The organism is Ensifer sesbaniae (assembly GCF_013283665.1).
In the GTDB taxonomy this organism is placed as follows: domain Bacteria; phylum Pseudomonadota; class Alphaproteobacteria; order Rhizobiales; family Rhizobiaceae; genus Ensifer; species Ensifer sesbaniae.
Genome location: NZ_JABEKU010000001.1, coordinates 3,576,581 through 3,593,771, shown reverse-complemented (window position 1 = coordinate 3,593,771; position 17,191 = coordinate 3,576,581). Strand labels below are relative to the sequence as shown.

General features: G+C 63.5%; 11 protein-coding genes. 6 read left to right on the top strand and 5 right to left on the bottom strand.

Annotation, left to right across the window (positions count from 1 at the left end):
* Positions 1 to 87: 87 nt before the first annotated feature.
* Positions 88 to 288, bottom strand: a complete 201-nt coding sequence (locus tag BHMPCIPO_RS17420) for a DUF1674 domain-containing protein (RefSeq protein WP_173517930.1) — start codon at positions 286 to 288, stop codon at positions 88 to 90.
* A gap of 123 nt (positions 289 to 411) precedes the next feature.
* Between BHMPCIPO_RS17420 and htpX the strand changes: the two genes are divergently transcribed.
* From htpX to purH, 4 genes are all read left to right on the top strand, one after another.
* Entirely contained in the window at positions 412 to 1,371 is a 960-nt protein-coding gene (gene htpX, locus BHMPCIPO_RS17415) for a zinc metalloprotease HtpX (RefSeq protein WP_173517929.1), read from the top strand.
* Positions 1,371 to 2,780, top strand: coding sequence for an RsmB/NOP family class I SAM-dependent RNA methyltransferase (locus BHMPCIPO_RS17410; RefSeq protein ID WP_173517928.1), 1,410 nt, complete (start codon positions 1,371 to 1,373; stop codon positions 2,778 to 2,780). Before htpX ends, BHMPCIPO_RS17410 begins: the two co-directional genes overlap by 1 nt.
* A 214-nt stretch (positions 2,781 to 2,994) precedes the next feature.
* Positions 2,995 to 4,677, top strand: a complete 1,683-nt coding sequence (locus BHMPCIPO_RS17405) for a heparinase II/III family protein (protein WP_246304445.1) — start codon at positions 2,995 to 2,997, stop codon at positions 4,675 to 4,677.
* Positions 4,678 to 4,802: 125 nt separating this feature from the next.
* The gene (gene purH, locus BHMPCIPO_RS17400) at positions 4,803 to 6,413 is read left to right on the top strand and encodes a bifunctional phosphoribosylaminoimidazolecarboxamide formyltransferase/IMP cyclohydrolase (protein ID WP_173517926.1); all 1,611 of its coding nucleotides are present in this window, start codon (positions 4,803 to 4,805) and stop codon (positions 6,411 to 6,413) included.
* Between the two features lie 56 nt (positions 6,414 to 6,469).
* Here the strand turns inward: purH and BHMPCIPO_RS17395 are convergent, their stop codons facing one another.
* Both BHMPCIPO_RS17395 and BHMPCIPO_RS17390 read right to left on the bottom strand, forming a co-directional pair.
* Positions 6,470 to 7,897 carry an MFS transporter gene (locus BHMPCIPO_RS17395; protein WP_173517925.1) on the bottom strand — a complete coding sequence of 476 codons (1,428 nt, stop codon included), beginning with the start codon at positions 7,895 to 7,897 and terminating at the stop codon, positions 6,470 to 6,472.
* A gap of 186 nt (positions 7,898 to 8,083) precedes the next feature.
* Positions 8,084 to 12,877, bottom strand: a complete 4,794-nt coding sequence (locus BHMPCIPO_RS17390; protein WP_173517924.1) for an NAD-glutamate dehydrogenase — start codon at positions 12,875 to 12,877, stop codon at positions 8,084 to 8,086.
* Between the two features lie 284 nt (positions 12,878 to 13,161).
* On the opposite strand from BHMPCIPO_RS17390, the gene pdxY reads away from it, so the two are divergent.
* Positions 13,162 to 14,043 carry a pyridoxal kinase PdxY gene (pdxY, locus tag BHMPCIPO_RS17385; RefSeq protein ID WP_173517923.1) on the top strand — a complete coding sequence of 294 codons (882 nt, stop codon included), beginning with the start codon at positions 13,162 to 13,164 and terminating at the stop codon, positions 14,041 to 14,043.
* A gap of 129 nt (positions 14,044 to 14,172) precedes the next feature.
* Positions 14,173 to 14,826, top strand: coding sequence for a carbonic anhydrase (locus BHMPCIPO_RS17380; protein WP_173518208.1), 654 nt, complete (start codon positions 14,173 to 14,175; stop codon positions 14,824 to 14,826).
* A 68-nt stretch (positions 14,827 to 14,894) separates the two neighbouring features.
* On the opposite strand, the gene BHMPCIPO_RS17375 is transcribed toward BHMPCIPO_RS17380, so the two are convergent.
* Together BHMPCIPO_RS17375 and BHMPCIPO_RS17370 are read right to left on the bottom strand one after the other, a co-directional pair.
* Positions 14,895 to 15,716 carry a lytic murein transglycosylase gene (locus BHMPCIPO_RS17375; RefSeq protein WP_173517922.1) on the bottom strand — a complete coding sequence of 274 codons (822 nt, stop codon included), beginning with the start codon at positions 15,714 to 15,716 and terminating at the stop codon, positions 14,895 to 14,897.
* 197 nt (positions 15,717 to 15,913) lie between these two features.
* Complete coding sequence (locus tag BHMPCIPO_RS17370; RefSeq protein ID WP_173517921.1) at positions 15,914 to 16,948, bottom strand: aspartate-semialdehyde dehydrogenase; 1,035 nt, start codon at positions 16,946 to 16,948, stop codon at positions 15,914 to 15,916.
* Between the last annotated feature and the right edge of the window lie 243 nt (positions 16,949 to 17,191).

Here is a 17,191-nt window from a genome sequence, read left to right as displayed (position 1 = left end):
CGAAACAAACAAGCTTCGCAAGTGAAGTGCGGTGTCGTGAGCCGGATTCAGATCGCGACCAACGACTGACAGCTTGCAGTCTCAAATTCAGAAATCGATCGCCCGCCCCTTGATCTCCCAGTCGCCGTAGCGGGCAGGATCTTCACCGCCGCGCCCGCCGATTTCCGGCGGCAATTCCTTCGTGACCTCCGCCCGACGTCGCTCTTCGGCTTCCTTCAGTGCGCGTATGGCTGCAGGCGGCAGTGGTCGCTTCGGACGATCGGGAGCATTGTCATTGTCGTTCTGCATCTGAACGTATCCGGATTCGAGCATCAATATTGAAGAACGGGGCATTTGCACCCATCATATAGGATGCCATTCCCAGAACGGGAACCCTGATTCACGTGAAACATCGACGATCCGGAGACTTTGATGAACCTTGTCCGCACCGCCATGCTGCTTGCAGTCATGACCGCCCTGTTTATGGCGGTGGGCCTCGCCATCGGTGGACGTGGCGGCATGATGATCGCCTTCGTCATCGCTGCGGGCATGAACTTCTTCTCCTACTGGAACTCCGACAAGATGGTGCTGCGCATGTATCGCGCCCAGGAAGTCGATGAACGCAGCGCACCGGAATATTACGGCATCGTCCGTGATCTCGCGCGAAATGCCGGGCTGCCGATGCCGCGCGTCTATGTCATCGACAACCCGCAGCCGAATGCGTTCGCCACCGGTCGCAACCCGGAAAATGCCGCGGTTGCCGCCTCGACCGGCCTGCTGCATGCGCTGAGCTATGATGAAGTCGCGGGCGTGATGGCGCATGAACTGGCGCACGTCCAAAATCGCGACACCCTCACGATGACGCTGACGGCGACGCTTGCGGGTGCGATCTCGATGCTCGGCAACTTTGCCTTCTTCTTCAGTGGCAACCGCGAAAACAACAACCCGCTGGGTTTCATCGGCACGCTGGTCGCCATCATCGTGGCACCGCTGGCGGCGATGCTGGTGCAGATGGCGATCAGCCGCACCCGTGAATACTCCGCAGACCGGCGCGGCGCCGAGATCTGCGGCAAGCCCATGGCGCTGGCCTCCGCCCTGGAGAAGATCGCCGGCGCTGCCCATCGGATTCACAATGACGAGGCCGAGCGCAATCCGGCCACGGCGCATATGTTCATCATCAACCCGCTCTCCGGCGAGCGCATGGACAATCTGTTCTCGACCCATCCGAACACGGAAAACCGGATTGCGGCTCTGCAGCAGATGGCCCAGGAAATGTCTTCGGGCTCGACGCCGCCGGTTCGTGCTGATAATCCCGTGCGCAAATCGCGCTCTGTGCCTCCTACCGGTTGGGGTCGCGGTGGTTCCGAACCGCCCAAAGGTCCCTGGTCCTGATGTCCGCAGAAAACAAAAACGATTCACGTCCGAAACGATCACACGGAAACGGCGCCGCGGCAAAATCGAAGAAGCCCGCCGCTCCGCGCGGCCCGGAAAAACCGGGTCTCAGGGCACGGCAGGCCGCCGCAAAAATTCTGGCCGCGGTCATCGACCGCAAGACCTCGCTTGACGGGATGCTCGACAGCGAGCACGGCAATCCGGCCTACCGCGAGCTCAACGAGGCCGATCGCGCGCTCGTTCGGGCAATCCTGAACTCCGCACTTCGCCATCTGCCACGCATCCAGGCCGCCATCGATTCGCTGCTGCAGACGCCTTTGCCGGAGGGCGCACGCGCGCTCGAGCACGTGCTTGCCGTGGCGGCAGCGCAGATCCTCTATCTCGATGTACCCGATCATTCCGCCGTCGACCTCGCCGTCGAGCAGGCGCAGGCGGATCCGCGCAATCGGCGTTTCGCCAATCTCGTGAATGCGGTTCTTCGGCGGCTGTCGCGTGAGAAGGATGCCATTCTCGAAAGCATGCGGGATGTGCCGGCGATGCCGGACTGGTTCTTTGAGCGCCTAGTTGCCCGCTATGGGGCTGGACCAGCCCAACAGATCGCCGAAGCACAGCTCACACCGGCGGCAATCGATCTGTCGGTCAAATCGGAACCGGCAAGCTGGGCCGAGCGCCTCGGCGGCACTGTGTTGCCGACGGGCTCGGTTCGTCTCGGCGCATTCTCCGGCGCCATCCCTTCCTTAGCCGGATTCGAAGAGGGCGCCTGGTGGGTTCAGGATGCCGCCGCATCGATCCCCGCGCGGCTGTTCGGTGACCTTAGCGGCAAGCGGGTCGTCGATCTCTGTGCCGCACCGGGCGGCAAGACCGCTCAACTCATCCTCGCCGGCGCCGAAGTGACGGCGCTTGATCAGTCCGGCAGCCGCTTGCGCCGGCTGAAGAGCAACCTGAAGCGGCTCGGCCTGGAGGCGGAGACGAAGGAAGTCAACATGGCCGACTTCCAGCCGGAAACGCTGTTCGATGCGGCCTTGCTCGACGCGCCCTGCTCGTCCACCGGCACGACCCGTCGTCACCCCGACGTGCTGTGGACCAAGGGCCCGGAAGATATCGCGAAGCTCGCCGCCTTGCAGGAGCGGTTGCTCCGCCACGCGCTCACCGTGGTCAAGCCCGGCGGCATCGTCGTCTTCTCCAATTGCTCCCTCGATCCGCTCGAAGGCGAAGAGGTCGTCCAGCGGGTGGTCGGTTCGGGCGCCGTCTATGAGCGGGTTGCGATCTCCCGCGCGGATTGGCCGGGGCTGGAGGACGCAATCACGCCGCTTGGTGAGATGCGCACTACGCCGGCCATGCTGCCGCTCGATGCGCCCTTTGCCGGCGGCCTCGATGGCTTCTACGCGGCAGTGATTCGCCGCAAATAGCACCGCTGGCCCGCGGTCAGGCCGGTCAGGATGGGCTCAAGGCCCTGTCTTGCCGTGTCATTTGACGCTTTCGCGCCAGGGGCCTATCAAAGATGGCAAGATTGATAAAAGTTTAACGGTCTCTCTGGCACCATGCGGCGGCTGGCGCGAGACCATCGCCCGTTCAGATGTTTGAGCGGTCGTGCCAGTAATGAGGAAACCGGCGGCGTTGAGGTTGTTTTCCGGCAGGCGGAGGCTTTCTTACCTGTATGTGCGTGAAGGCTGGCGCCGCGTGTCGCGCCGGCTGTCGATCGGCCGTGTCTCCACCCTGCGTTTCACCGGCACGACGCCGAACCGCCTGATCGTCGCGCCGACCGATCTCAGAGCCGTCGATCCCTTTGTCGCCGAGGAAATCCTCGCTGGGCGTTTCCCGCTTGCCGGCCGCGTCCTCGATACGGAAGGCGAGTCGCCGTTCGAGATCGATCTTCCGTCGCGCGAGTTTGCGGCGCGTCTCCACTCCTTCGGCTGGCTGAGACATCTGCGTGCGATCCGCGAGGACGCCGGCTACGTGCGCTTGCGCCAGATCGTCGACGATTGGATCGCCACCCATGGCCGCGATCTCGGCGGCATCGCCTGGGATCCTGATATCATCGCCCAGCGCATCATTGCCTGGCTTTCTCACTCGCCTGTGGTTCTGCGCAACGCCGAACACGGTTTCTATCGCCGTTTCCTGAAGAGCCTCGCGCTTCAGGTGCGTTATCTTCGCCATATCGCCGATACGGTGCGCGACGGCGAGGCGCGGCTTCGGGTGCGGCTTGCGCTTGCCATGGCGTCGGTCGCCATGCCGGCTTCGCCGAGCGCCATTCGCAAGGCCTCGCGCCATCTCGACCTCGAACTCGACCGCCAGATCCTGCCGGATGGCAGCCATTGCTCGCGCAGCCCGCGGGCCGGGCTCGAACTGTTGCTCGATCTGCTGCCGCTCCGGCAGACCTACGTCAATCTCGGCCATGACGTGCCGTCGCGGCTGATCCCCTGCATCGATCGGATGTATCCGGCTCTGCGCTTCTTCCGGCATCAGGGAGGGGAGCTCGCGCTGTTCAACGGTGCAACCTCGGTCCTGGCACATGAACTGGCCTCCGTGCTGCGTTACGACGAGACGGCAGGCGACCCGTTCCGGTCTCTGCCCCATGCGCATTACGAGCGTCTGGCGATCGAGAACACCGTCGTCATCATGGATACCGGCCGGCCGCTGTCCGTCGATCTTTCGCGCAGCGCCCATGCCGGCTGCCTGTCCTTCGAAATGTCCTCGGGCAAGACGCGCTTCGTCGTCAATTCGGGCGCACCGAAATTTGCCGGCGATCGTTTCAGGCAGATGTCGCGCACGACCGCGGCGCATTCGACGGTGACCGTCAACGACACGTCCTCGTCACGCTTCTCGCAGTCGCGCTTTCTCGGACCGATCATGACGACAGGCGTTTCCAAGGTTGCGGTGGCGCGCAAGGACGAGCCGGGTCGGCTGGAGTCGGTGACGGCAAGTCATGACGGTTATCTTGCCGCCTTCGGCCTGGTGCACGAGCGTGACATCGGCGTCCTGAACGGTGGCCGCATGATCCGCGGTCGCGACCGGCTGTCGCGCGCCGACGGCAGTGATCCGGACGAAGGCGATACGGCCACCGCGGTCGCCCGCTTCCATATTCATCCGGCGGTCGGCATCCGCCAGAACAATGCACGCGAGGTCTTTCTGACCGCGCCGGATGGCGAGATCTGGCTCTTTGCCTGCCAGGACGGAGAGCTCGCCGTCGAAGAGGATATCTTCTTTGCCGATCCTTCCGGCATCCGCGCGTCGTCGCAACTGACCGTAACCTTCGCCGTCGGCCGCCAGCCGGAGATCCAGTGGACCTTCTCGCGCGCGAATTGAGGTGCTTATTTTAGCGCTGCCGCCTCGTGGAGGTTTCTTCGACCGGCAAGCTATGCTAACGGGCAGCCATCCCAACCGCCGGAGCATCCTCCCGGGCGTCCGGCGCCGCCAAAGGAGCATGGTTGATGGCTGTCGCCTCCAAGAAAATCCCCGCCCCGAACGAGGTTACGGTCCGCACCGCCCTCCTCTCCGTCTCCGACAAGACCGGCGTCGTCGATCTGGCGCGTTCCCTTCACGAGAAGGGGATCCGGCTCGTATCGACCGGCGGCACGCACAAAACACTCTCGGAAGCCGGCCTGCCGGTGAGTGACGTTTCCGAACTGACCGGTTTTCCCGAAGTCATGGATGGCCGGGTGAAGACCCTGCATCCGGGCGTGCATGGCGGCCTGCTGGCAATCCGGGACGATGCCGAACACGTCGCCGCCATGTCCACGCACGGCATCACCGCGATCGACCTCGCGATCATCAACCTCTATCCCTTCGAAGAAGTCCGGGCCAAGGGCGGCGACTATCCGACCACCGTCGAGAACATCGACATCGGCGGCCCGGCAATGATCCGCGCCTCGGCCAAGAACCATGCCTATGTGACGATCGTCACGGATCCGGCTGACTATCCGCTGCTGCTCGAAGAGCTTGACGCGGGCAAGACGACCTATGCGTTCCGCCAGAAGATGGCGGCCAAGGCCTATGCCCGCACTGCGGCTTACGATGCGGCTATCTCCAACTGGTTTGCCGAGGCGCTGGATACGGCGATGCCGCGCCACCGCGTCATCGGCGGCGTGCTGAAGGAAGAAATGCGTTACGGGGAGAACCCGCATCAGAAGGCGGGCTTCTACCTCACCGGCGAGAACCGCCCGGGCGTCGCCACCGCGACGCTGCTGCAGGGCAAGCAGCTTTCCTACAACAACATCAACGATACGGATGCCGCCTTCGAACTCGTCGGCGAATTCCTGCCGGAGAAGGCGCCGGCCTGCGCCATCATCAAGCATGCCAATCCGTGCGGCGTCGCCACCGCGCCGACGCTTGCCGAAGCCTATCGCCGGGCGCTTGCCTGCGATTCCACCTCGGCTTTCGGCGGTATCATCGCGCTCAACCAGGAACTCGATGCGGAGACGGCGGAAGAAATCGTCAAGCTGTTCACCGAAGTGATCATCGCTCCGTCCGTGAGTGACGCGGCCAAGGCCGTGATCGCCCGCAAGCCGAACCTGCGCCTGCTTTCGACCGGCGGCCTGCCGGACCCGCGCATTCCGGGCCTTGCGGCCAAAACCGTCTCGGGCGGCCTTTTGGTGCAGACGCGTGACAACGGCATGGTCGAAGATCTCGAGCTCAAGGTCGTGACCAAGCGTGCACCGACCGCTCAGGAACTCGAGGACATGAAGTTCGCCTTCAAGGTGGCGAAGCACGTCAAGTCGAACGCGATCGTCTATGCGAAGGATGGCCAGACCGCCGGCATCGGCGCCGGCCAGATGAGCCGCGTCGATTCCGCTCGCATCGCGGCAATCAAGGCCGAGGAAGCGGCCAAGGCCCTGGGCCTGGCCACGCCGCTCACCAAGGGCTCCGCTGTCGCCTCCGAAGCCTTCCTGCCCTTTGCCGACGGTCTGCTTTCGGCGATCGCCGCGGGTGCAACCGCCGTCATCCAGCCGGGTGGTTCGATGCGTGACGAAGAGGTGATTGCCGCTGCCGACGAACATGGCGTCGCCATGGTCTTCACCGGCATGCGCCACTTCCGTCACTGAGACGACACCGGGATAGCGTTCGACGCATGTCCCGGAGTTTGCCTGTAGATCAACAGTCAGAGGCCGTCGCGTCCCCAGGACTCGGCGGCCTTCTTGTGTCTGGTGTCGGCCGGATACGGCGTGCGCAGCAGGATCAGGAAACCGACCGCAAGGAAGACGATGAGCGCCATCATGCCGGTGCGGGCCGAGCCGGTGGCAAGCGTGATCGTGGCAACCGCCGCCGGGGCGAGGAATGAGGTGGCGCGGCCGGAGAGCGCATAGAGGCCGAAGTAGCGGCCTGCCTCGTCCGGGCTGACGCTGCGGGCGAGATAGGAGCGTGAGGAGGCCTGTACCGGACCGAAGGCGATGCCGACCAGCAGTCCGTAGAGGATGTAGGCTTTCTCGGCGGCGGTGCCGAAGAGCGCACCGGAGTCGTCTGTCGATAGCGGTATCAAGCCAAAGGCGGTGAAGCCGGGCCCGGTCGAGACGATGCCTATCGTCGCAACGATAAGGCAGATGAGGCTGGCGGTGACGATGGCCTTGGAACCGAGCCGGGCATCGAGCCTGCTTGCATAGAGACAGCCGCCGATGGCGACGACGTTGAGAATGATGCCGTAGATGCCGAGTTCCAGCGTCCGCCAGCCGAACATGGCCGCGGCGAAGGTGCCGCCGAGTGCCAGAAGGCCGTTGACGCCGTCCTGGAAGATCATGCGCGCGATCAGGAAGCGCAGAATGCCGGCTCTATCCCTGAGTTCGCCGAGCGTGCCTTTGAGCTCTCTGAGGCCGGTCACGGTCGCCTTGCCGAGCGACATGGTCGCCTTGGTCGCATCAGGCGTGAACAGGAACATCGGCAGGATGAAGACGAAATACCAAAGTGCTGAAATCGGTCCGGTGATGCGCGCGTCCTCCCCCGTTGCCGGATCCAGCCCGAACAAGGGATCGATGCCGGCTGCCGTCTTGCCGGTTTCGGGGTTGCCGGCAAGCAATGCGACGACGGCGATCAGCACGATCATGCCGCCGAGATAGCCGAGACCCCAGGCGATGTTGGAGATGCGGCCGACATCCTTCTCGTCGACCAGCCGGGTCATCATCGAATCGTTGAAGACGATCGAGAATTCGGCCGCGACGGTCGCGAGCACCATGAAGATCGCCGGGTAGAGGATCGGAGAGCCCGGGGCCGCAAACCAGAGCATAGCCAGCGATGTCATCTTGATGACGGCGAAGAAGGCGATCCAGGGCTTTCGCGGGCCGGTCGCGTCCGCGATGGCACCCAGCACTGGCGAAAGGACCGCGATGATGATGCCGGAAACGGTCAGCGTGTAGCCCCACATCGCCTGGCCGACGGCGTGATCCTCGGTCAATCGGGAGACGAAGTAGGGGCCGAAGATGAAGGTGGTGACGACGGTGAAGAAGGGTTGCGCCGCCCAGTCGAACAGCATCCAGCCGGCGATGCCTGCGCGCGATGTCCGCGGCTGTTCTTCCGTCCTCTCGGCCAAAATCTGCAAGGTCCCCCTCCCGAAACGACTGCGCCGCGCGTCCCTGGAACGCGCGGCGCAGCCTATCTTCAATCGGACCGATTCCAAAAGGTCCAGAGCGGGATCCGGGCGAAAAAACTGCCCACGCCCCCATTCGTCCTGTTCAGGCGGACCGGTCCGATCCGATCCGTGCCGATCAAGACGGGACGAACCGTCTCACTGCGCCCTTCCGCGCGCCAGGTCGTTGAGGAGGCCTGCAGCAACCGTGATCTTGGCGAGCGTCGTTTCGCCCTTCTCGGTCAGGAGCTGCAGCTGGCCGGTCGCCTGGGCGACACGGACACGCGCGCTCTCCTCCCAGGCGGCAACCGGATTGCGTTCCTTCTTCTGCTCGCGCAGCGCTGCTGCTGTGATCTCCCGCCGTGCCGCGGCGATATCGGAGACGGCCCGCGACAGAGCCATGGCCTCGAACTGCTCCGTTGCCGGAACGCGATCGGAGGCCGCCAGCAGCCGGTTGATCCGAAGCGTATCGGTGACGGCGAAGTAGCTCTGCGCCGTGCGGCTCAGCGTCTCGCCGGTTTCAGCGGCAATCTGCATGATCTCCGGCACGAGCGTCATCAGCGTCAGTTCCGAGATTTCCTCGGCGAGCTTGGCCGGTACGCCGCCCTCGACGAAGGCCGCCGTCTTCAGCCGTGCTTCTTCGGCACTCTCGCCGGAAACCGCGGTGCGCATCGTGGCGCGCAGCTTCTGCAGGCCGTCACGCAGGCGCGATACGGCCTCGGAGACGGAGCCGGTCGCCGCATGGGTACGCAACGCCCGCTCGGTGACGAGCGTGAAGATGCGGCCGACTTCCTGGTAGAGGATGTTCTGCAGGCCGCCGCCGATCTTGTTGTCGAGCGCGTCGATCTCGTCATAGATGCGCGGCAGGTCGAAGCCGTCGAGTGCCAGCACTGCGGCCTTGACGACATCGGCCGAGAGGAAGCCGGTGGCGTCCGTCAGGGTCGAGACGAAGGCGGGACCGCCACGGTTGATCACCTCATTGGCGAGGATCGTCGCGATGATTTCGCGGCGCAGGCGATGCCCGCGGATGTCGCCCGCATAGGCCTTGCGCATCTTCGCCGGGAAGTAGCGCTCCAGCGTCGCCGTGAAGTACGGATCGTCAGGCAGTTCGCTCGCAATCAGCTCATCGAAGAGAACGAGCTTGGAGTAGGACAGCAGCACGCCGATTTCCGCGCGGGTCAGCGGCTTGCCCGCCTGGTAGCGCTCGGTCATCGCCTGGTCGGTCGGCAGCGTCTCGACCTTGCGGTTGAGATGGCCGTCGGCCTCGAGGCGCGTCATGAGCCGGCCAAGCGCCGTGCGGTTGCCGAGGCCCTGCATCGCGGTCAGCGAGATCGCCAGCGATTGCTCGTAGTTGTTGCGCAGCACCAGATGGCCCACTTCCTCGGTCATCGAGGCAAGCAGCGTGTTGCGCTTCGCACGGGTCAGGCGACCGTCGCGCATGGCGGAAGCAAGCGCGATCTTGATGTTGACCTCGACGTCCGAGGAGTTGACGCCCGCCGAGTTGTCGATGGCATCCGAATTGCAGCGGCCGCCATTGAGGCCGAAGCCGATGCGGCCCTTCTGGGTAACGCCGAGGTTGGCACCCTCGCCGATGACGCGGGCGCGGACCTCTTCGGCCGTCACGCGGATGGCATCGTTGGCACGGTCGCCGACTTCCGCATCCGTTTCGTTGCTGCCGCGCACATAGGTGCCGATGCCGCCGAACCAGAGCAGGTCGACCTGGCTCTTCAGGATCGCGTTCATGATCTCGAAGGGGGTCGCCTTCTGCTTGTCGAGGCCGATGGCCGCCATCGCCTGCGGCGTCAGCGTCACCGATTTCTCGGCACGCGAGATGATCATCGCGCCCTCGGAAAGGGTCTTGCGGTCATAGTCCTGCCAGCTCGAACGCGGCAGGGCGAACATGCGTTTGCGCTCGGCAAAGGAGGCTTCGATATCCGGCGACGGATCGATGAAGATGTCGCGGTGGTCGAAGGCCGCGATCAGGCGGATCTTCTCCGAGAGCAGCATGCCGTTGCCGAAGACGTCGCCCGACATGTCGCCGACACCGGCGACGGTGAAGGGCGTCGTCTGGATGTCGATGTCCATCTCGCGGAAGTGCCGCTTGACGGTCTCCCAGGCGCCGCGGGCGGTGATGCCCATCTTCTTGTGGTCGTAGCCGGCGGAACCGCCGGAGGCGAAGGCGTCGTCGAGCCAGAAGCCCGCTTCCTGCGCAAGGCCGTTGGCGGTGTCGGAGAAGGTTGCCGTGCCCTTGTCGGCGGCAACGACGAAATACGGGTCGTCGCCGTCGCGGCGCAGCGTATCGGCCGGCGGCACGATATCCTGGCCGACGATGTTGTCGGTCACCGAGAGCAGAGTGCGGATATAGGTCTTGTAGGCCTCGGTACCGGCCTTGAAGACCTCGTCACGGGTGCCGCCGACCGGGAGCTGCTTCGGGTAGAAGCCGCCCTTGGCGCCAACCGGCACGATGACGGCGTTCTTGACCTGCTGCGCCTTGACGAGGCCAAGCACTTCCGTGCGGTAGTCCTGAGCGCGGTCCGACCAGCGCAGGCCGCCACGAGCGACCTTGCCGAAGCGTAAGTGCACGCCCTCGACCTCGGTGCCGTAGACGAAGATTTCGCGGAACGGACGCGGTTCCGGCAGGCCGTCGAGCTGCTTCGGATCGAGCTTGAAGGCGAGAACCGCGCGCGGCTTGCCCTCTGCGTCATGCTGGAAGTAGTTGGTCCTGAGCGTCGCTTCGATCGCGTTGACGTAGCGGCGCAGGATGCGGTCTTCGTCGAGGCTCGGAACGGCTGACAGCGCGTCTTCGATCGCGGAAACCAGGGCGCTGCACTTCTTGGCACGCGGCTTTTCCTCGAGCTTCGGATCCATGCGGGTCACGAACAGCTTGAAGATCTCGGCGGCGATCGCCGGATACTTGTTCAGCGTGTCGGCGATATAGCCCTGCGAATAGGTGATGCCGGCCTGGCGCAGATAGCGGGCATAGGCGCGCAGCACCGTGACTTCGCGGGCATTGAGGCCCGCAAGCAGGATCAGCCGGTTGAAGTTGTCGTCCTCGATCGTGCCGTTCCAGGCGGCGAGGAACGCCTCCTCCAGAGCCGGGCCCGTCTTGTCGAGGTTCAGCGTGTGCCCGTCGCGGTGGATCAGCTCCATGTCGTGCAGCACGACCTTGCGCTCGTCTTCGCCATGGACCTTGACGCCGATATCGTAGGTCTGCTCGCTGATCACCCGGAAGCCGAGGTTTTCGAGCAGCGGCACGCGGCGCGACAACGATACGGGCTCGCCGGCATGGAAGATCTTCAGCTCTGCCGTATCGGCGCGCGTGACGGCGCGCGGGTAGTGATAGAAGGAGATCCGGATCGGGTCTTCCATCTTGCAGGCGGCGATATCCGCGAGGTCGGCATAGGCTTCCGCCGGGGTGAAGAATGACTGATAGGCTTCGTCGACATTGAGTTCGATGCCGTCCTTGCGGGCGAGCAGATCGAACCGGTCGATCCAGCGCGTCACGATTTCGCGGACAGCTTCCTCGAGCTTGGCCTGCGGAATGCGTGGGGTCTTGCCGGCGGAACGGCCGATGATGAAGTGGACGCGGGCCAGGCCGCCTTCCGGGAAGGCCGGGTAGTAAGCCGAGACGCGGCCGTCATAGACCGTCTTCAGGTAGTCGCCGATCTTCTCGCGAACGTCCGAATCATACTGTTCGCGCGGCACGAAGACGATGACCGAGACGAAACGGTCGAAATGGTCGATGCGCGGCAGCACGCGGATGCGCGGCCGGTCGCCGAGCTCGTTGATCTGCTCGCAGAAGGCGGCAAGCAGGCCGACATCGATCTGGAACAGGTCGTCACGCGGATAGGACTCCAGCGTGTTTGCCAGCATCTTGCCGGAATGGCTCTGCGGGTCGTAGCCGAAGTGATCGACGATCTTCTCGATCTTGTGGCGCAGCAGCGGGATCTCGGATGCCTGGCGGGTGTAGGCCGTGGAGGTGAACAGGCCGACGATGCGCAATTCCCCGGTGACATTGCCGTCGGCATCGAAACGCTTGACGCCGACATAGTCCATATAGGCGCGGCGATGCACGACCGACTTGACGTTGGCCTTGGTGACAATCAGGAAATCCGGGCCATCAAGGAAGGCGAGGATTTCCGGCGTGGTCAGCACCGCGTCCTTGCCCTGGCGCAGGACGCGTACGTCCGGGTTGGAAAGAATGCCGAGGCCCCTGCCCTTGCCGCGTTCGACGGCTGCCTTCTCGCCCTTGCCCGAATAGGTGTACTCGCGCATGCCGAGGAAGGTGAAGTTGTTGTCGCGCAGCCAGCGAAGGAAGGCGAGCGCCTCGTCACGGTCGCTCTTCTTGCGCGACGCGTTGTAGGCCTCGAGTTCCTGCATGGCCTGGTCGAGCAGCGCCGTCATCGCCGGCCAGTCGTGCACGGTCTGATGCACCTGCTCCAGCACGTCGCGAATGCGGTTGCTGAGGTGTTCGGCCTCGACGGGTGCCAGCTTGGTCAGATGGATCTGGATGTGGCTGACGCGGTGTGCCGGATCGCTTGCCTCGTCCGGATCGAAGAGCTTCGCCGGCTTGCCCGGTTCCTGAACCAGGATGGGATGGATCGCGAGGTGAATGTCGCGGTGGGTGCTGGTGATCTCCCCCATGATCGAATCATAGAGGAACGGCATGTTGCGTTCGGTGATCGCGATGATCGAAACCTCGGTGCCGCCAGGTGCGACGCCGGCGACGCTCTCCACCGAAACCTGTGGCTTGCCGCCATCCCAGCGGGCGAGCTCACGGTGCGCATGGGCTGCAGTCAGCGCCAGCATGTCCGCCGAATAGAGATCGAGGTCGTCGTTGCTGGCCCCACCGAAGAGGATTTCCGGCGCCAGCCCGTCGACGCCCAGTTTGATGGCGGCCGCCTTTGCTGCGTCGATGTGTCTGTCCCGCTTCGGATTGTATTTCACGCCCATGAAGTCTCTCCCACTCATGATAGGCCAAACCCTATCAGAACCATGGCTAATGGCGACCGCTTTTTACGCCGATTTCGGCAAAATCGAGCCCAAAATCGGAGAATTTCACGTGAAAACAGCTTAAATCCATTTAAATCGAAGGCAATTTCGCGAAAATTGCTCGAAAATCGATGAAAAAGCACGAAAACGCCAGCGGCTTCTGCGGGACCTATTTGCCATCGGCTGTTGACAGGGCGGTGACAGTCGGGTGATCAGAGTTCTAGACTGAAGGATTGGACTCGTCGATGCCCGAAATGCCCTCCCTGCCCGGCGCCGTCATCGTCATCTCGAGCCATGTCGTACGTGGCAAGGTCGGCAACCGGGCCGCAGTCTTCGCGCTGGAGACGCTGGGGCATCCGGTCTGGGCTCTGCCGACGGTCATTCTTCCCTGGCATCCCGGGCACGGGCGCTCGACGCGCGTCACCATTGCGGATGCGGATTTCCAGTCGGTGATCGACAATCTCATTGCCGCGCCCTGGGTGGGCGAGGTGCGCGCCGTGCTTTCGGGCTATCTCGGCTCGGCCGGCCAGGCCGAGGGTGTCGCGCGACTGGTGGCAGCTCTCAGAGAGCGCAATCCCAAACTCATCTATGCCTGCGATCCCGTCATCGGCGATGCCGGCGGGCTCTATGTTCCGGAGGCGACCGCGACGGCCATTCGCGACCGGCTGCTGCCGCTTGCCAATCTGGCGACACCGAACCGCTTCGAGCTTGCCTGGCTCTCCGGCGCCACGCTGGAAACGAATACGGCGATCCTCGATGCCGCTCTCGGCCTCGGCCCGGCCCGCGTGCTGGTGACCTCGGCAGTGCCGATGATGAGCGGCGGTACGGGCAACCTGTTCCTTTCGGGCAATCATGCGCTGCTTGCCGAGCATCGGCTCGTCGAGAACCCGCCGAATGGCACAGGCGACTTGCTGACTGCCGTGTTCCTGGCGCGACTTCTCGAAGGACTTTCAGAAGAGCGCGCACTGCAGATGGCGACTGCGAGCGTGTTCGAGATCATCGCGCGCAGCGTCAAGCGCGGTGCCGATGAACTGACGATCGAGCAGGACGCCTCGAGCCTTTCGACGCCGATGGCGATGGTGCAGATGCGCCGGCTGGTACATCCGAATCAGATACGGCGAAAATAGAAGAAGCTGTTCATCGACGATGCCTGGAAGACATCGTGGATTGAACTTTAGATCATGATGATTTTCATGACTTGGAGCGTGATGCGGGCGAAGGCCCGCGTCTGGCTCGAAGCAGCAGCGGAGAAACCGATGGACAAGCAGCAGCAGCGTTTTCCGGATCACCTTCTGAACGGCTACCGCAACTTCATGAATGGCCGCTTCAACGAGCAGCAGAAACGCTACAAGGTGCTCGCGGAAACCGGCCAGAAGCCGAAGACGATGGTCGTTGCCTGTTGCGATTCGCGTGCGGCGCCGGAAACGATCTTCGACAGCGGCCCGGGTGAACTCTTCGTCGTGCGCAACGTCGCCAATCTCATGCCGCCCTATGAGCCCGACGGTCACTATCACTCGACGTCGGCCGCCCTGGAGTTCGCTGTGCAGTCGCTGCGCGTCAGCGATATCGTCGTGATGGGGCATGGCCGCTGCGGCGGCATCAAGGCGGCCCTCGATCCGGATGCCGAGCCCTTGTCGCCCGGTGATTTCATCGGTCGCTGGATGCACCTCCTGAAGCCGGCAGCCGAGCAGATCCAGAGCAACGACATCATGACCCAGGCGGAGCGCCAGCGTGCGCTCGAGCGGGTCTCGATCCGCAACTCGCTTGCCAACCTGCGCACTTTCCCCTGCGTTCAGATCCTCGAGGCCAAGGGCAAGCTTCACCTGCATGGCGCCTGGTTCGACATCTCGACCGGCGAGCTCTGGGTGATGGACCCGGCGACCGGCGACTTCTCCCGCCCGGGCATGTAGCCAGCAAAAAGCCCGGTCCATCGAACCGGGCTTGAGACTATCTCAGAAAAGGTCGGACATCCCAAAGATCAGAGGCCGTCGATCTCCGCGCCGATGATGGCGATTGCCTGCTGGTAGACGCTTGCCGCGTTCCAGCCTTGGATCGCACCGAAGTTCGCCTGGCCGGGCTGATAGCCTGCACCCGGCTGCCAGCCGTGGCCGCGCAGGAAGTTGGCGGTCGAAGCCAGCGCGTCGGCCTTGGAGCGCACCATGTCGATGTGGCCATTGCCATCGCCATCGACGCCATACTTCAAGACGTTGGCCGGCAGGAACTGGGTCTGGCCGATCTCGCCGTGGGCAGCACCGCGCGCATCCGGGCTCAGGTCGCCGCGCTGCACGAGCCGCAGCGCCGCATAGAGCTGATCGGTGAAGTAGTCCGAGCGGCGGCAGTCATAGGCAAGCGTCGACACGGCCGAAAGCGTATGCTCCTTGCCCATGAAGCCACCGAAGCCGGTCTCCATGCCCCAGATGGCGATCAGCGGGCCGGCCGGGACGCCGAAACGCTGCTCGATGCTGGTGAACAGCGCGGCGTTCTGCTGTTTCATCTTCTTGCCGCGGGAAATGATCGCCTGGCCACCGCGCTTCTGCATGAATTGGTCAAGTGACAGCTTGAAGCTCTTCTGGCCACGGTCGGCGCGGATCGTGGCCTTGTTGTAGGAGACGCTCGAGAGGGCGCGATCGAGGACCGCAGGGCTGATCCCGTTGCCGGAGGCTTCCTGCTTGAAGTTCTGCACCCAGGCAGCAAAGCCGCTTCCGTCATTGCCGCATTGGGCGGCAGATGCCACCGCCGGAAAAATTGCAGTCGAAATCAGGGCAGCAAGCCCCACTGCTACGCACTTTGCCCTGTGCATGAAATACCCCGTCATAGCCCGAATCTCGTTGCTTTCAAAAAATGCCAGCCTTCGCCGGCGGTGTCACCTGCCGGGAGCGGCGGGTAACTTTATCGTCGTTTCACGTGAATCCGGGGCGACACGGCCCATGGCCCGTGAAACGGGAAACCCGCCAAGCCCGGATGGGCTCGGCGGGAAGAACTGCTCTACTGCCTGTTTCAGGCTGCCTGCTTGCGCGGCTTGATGAGGCCACGGTTGACCAGGAGCTCGGCGATCTGGATCGCGTTCAGTGCGGCGCCCTTGCGCAGGTTGTCGGAGACGACCCACAGGTTGAGGCCGTTTTCGACCGTCGCGTCTTCGCGGATGCGCGAGATGTAGGTCGCATCTTCGCCGGCGCATTCGTAAGGGGTGACGTAGCCGCCGTTTTCATGCTTGTCGACGACCAGGCAACCCGGTGCCTCACGCAGGATATCGCGCGCTTCATCGGCGGTGATCTCGTTTTCGAATTCGATGTTGACCGATTCCGAATGGCCGATGAACACGGGAACGCGCACGGCGGTGCAGGTCACCTTGATCTTCGGATCGAGCATCTTCTTGGTTTCAGCCAAGACCTTCCACTCTTCCTTCGTGTAGCCGTCTTCCATGAACACGTCGATGTGCGGGATGACGTTGAAGGCGATGCGCTTGGTGAACTTCTTCGATTCGATCGGGTCGGCAACGAAGACCGCGCGGGTCTGGTTGAAGAGCTCATCCATGCCCTCCTTGCCGGCACCGGAAACCGACTGGTAGGTCGAGACGACGACGCGCTTGATCTTGGCGTGGTCGTGCAACGGCTTCAGCGCGACGACGAGCTGTGCGGTCGAGCAATTCGGGTTGGCGATGATGTTCTTCTTGGTGAAGAGCGAGACCGCGTCCGGGTTTACTTCCGGAACGATCAGCGGCACTTCGGCGTCGTAGCGCCAGGCCGAAGAATTGTCGATGACGACGCAGCCCTGCTGGCCGATCTTCGGCGAATACTTGAGCGAAACCGCGCCGCCGGCCGACATCAGGCAGATATCGGTATCGGAGAAATCGTAATTTTCGAGGTTCTTGACCTTGAGGGTCTTGTCGCCAAAGGAAACTTCCGTGCCCTGGGAGCGGGCGGAAGCGAGGGCGACCACTTCATCCGCGGGAAAGCCGCGTTCGGAAAGGATGTTCAGCATCTCCCGGCCGACATTGCCGGTGGCGCCTGCAACTGCAATCTTGAAACCCATGATCTAAGCTCTCTTTCTGTCTCTCCTCATCGGGTGGAGGGGGAACTGCGCGCGCTGCCGCGAAGGTTCCGGTCCCCGGCCTTACCGGGGAGAGAGCGGAGGGCCAGAGACGTCAGACGGTTTTCGTCGTCGTTTTGGCCGTTGTTTTGCAAGCGAACGAAAAATCGACATCCTGCCCCGCGGCAAGAGCCGGCAGGATCAAAGCAGCAATGGCTGGACCGATCGGTCGCATGGTGGTGATTT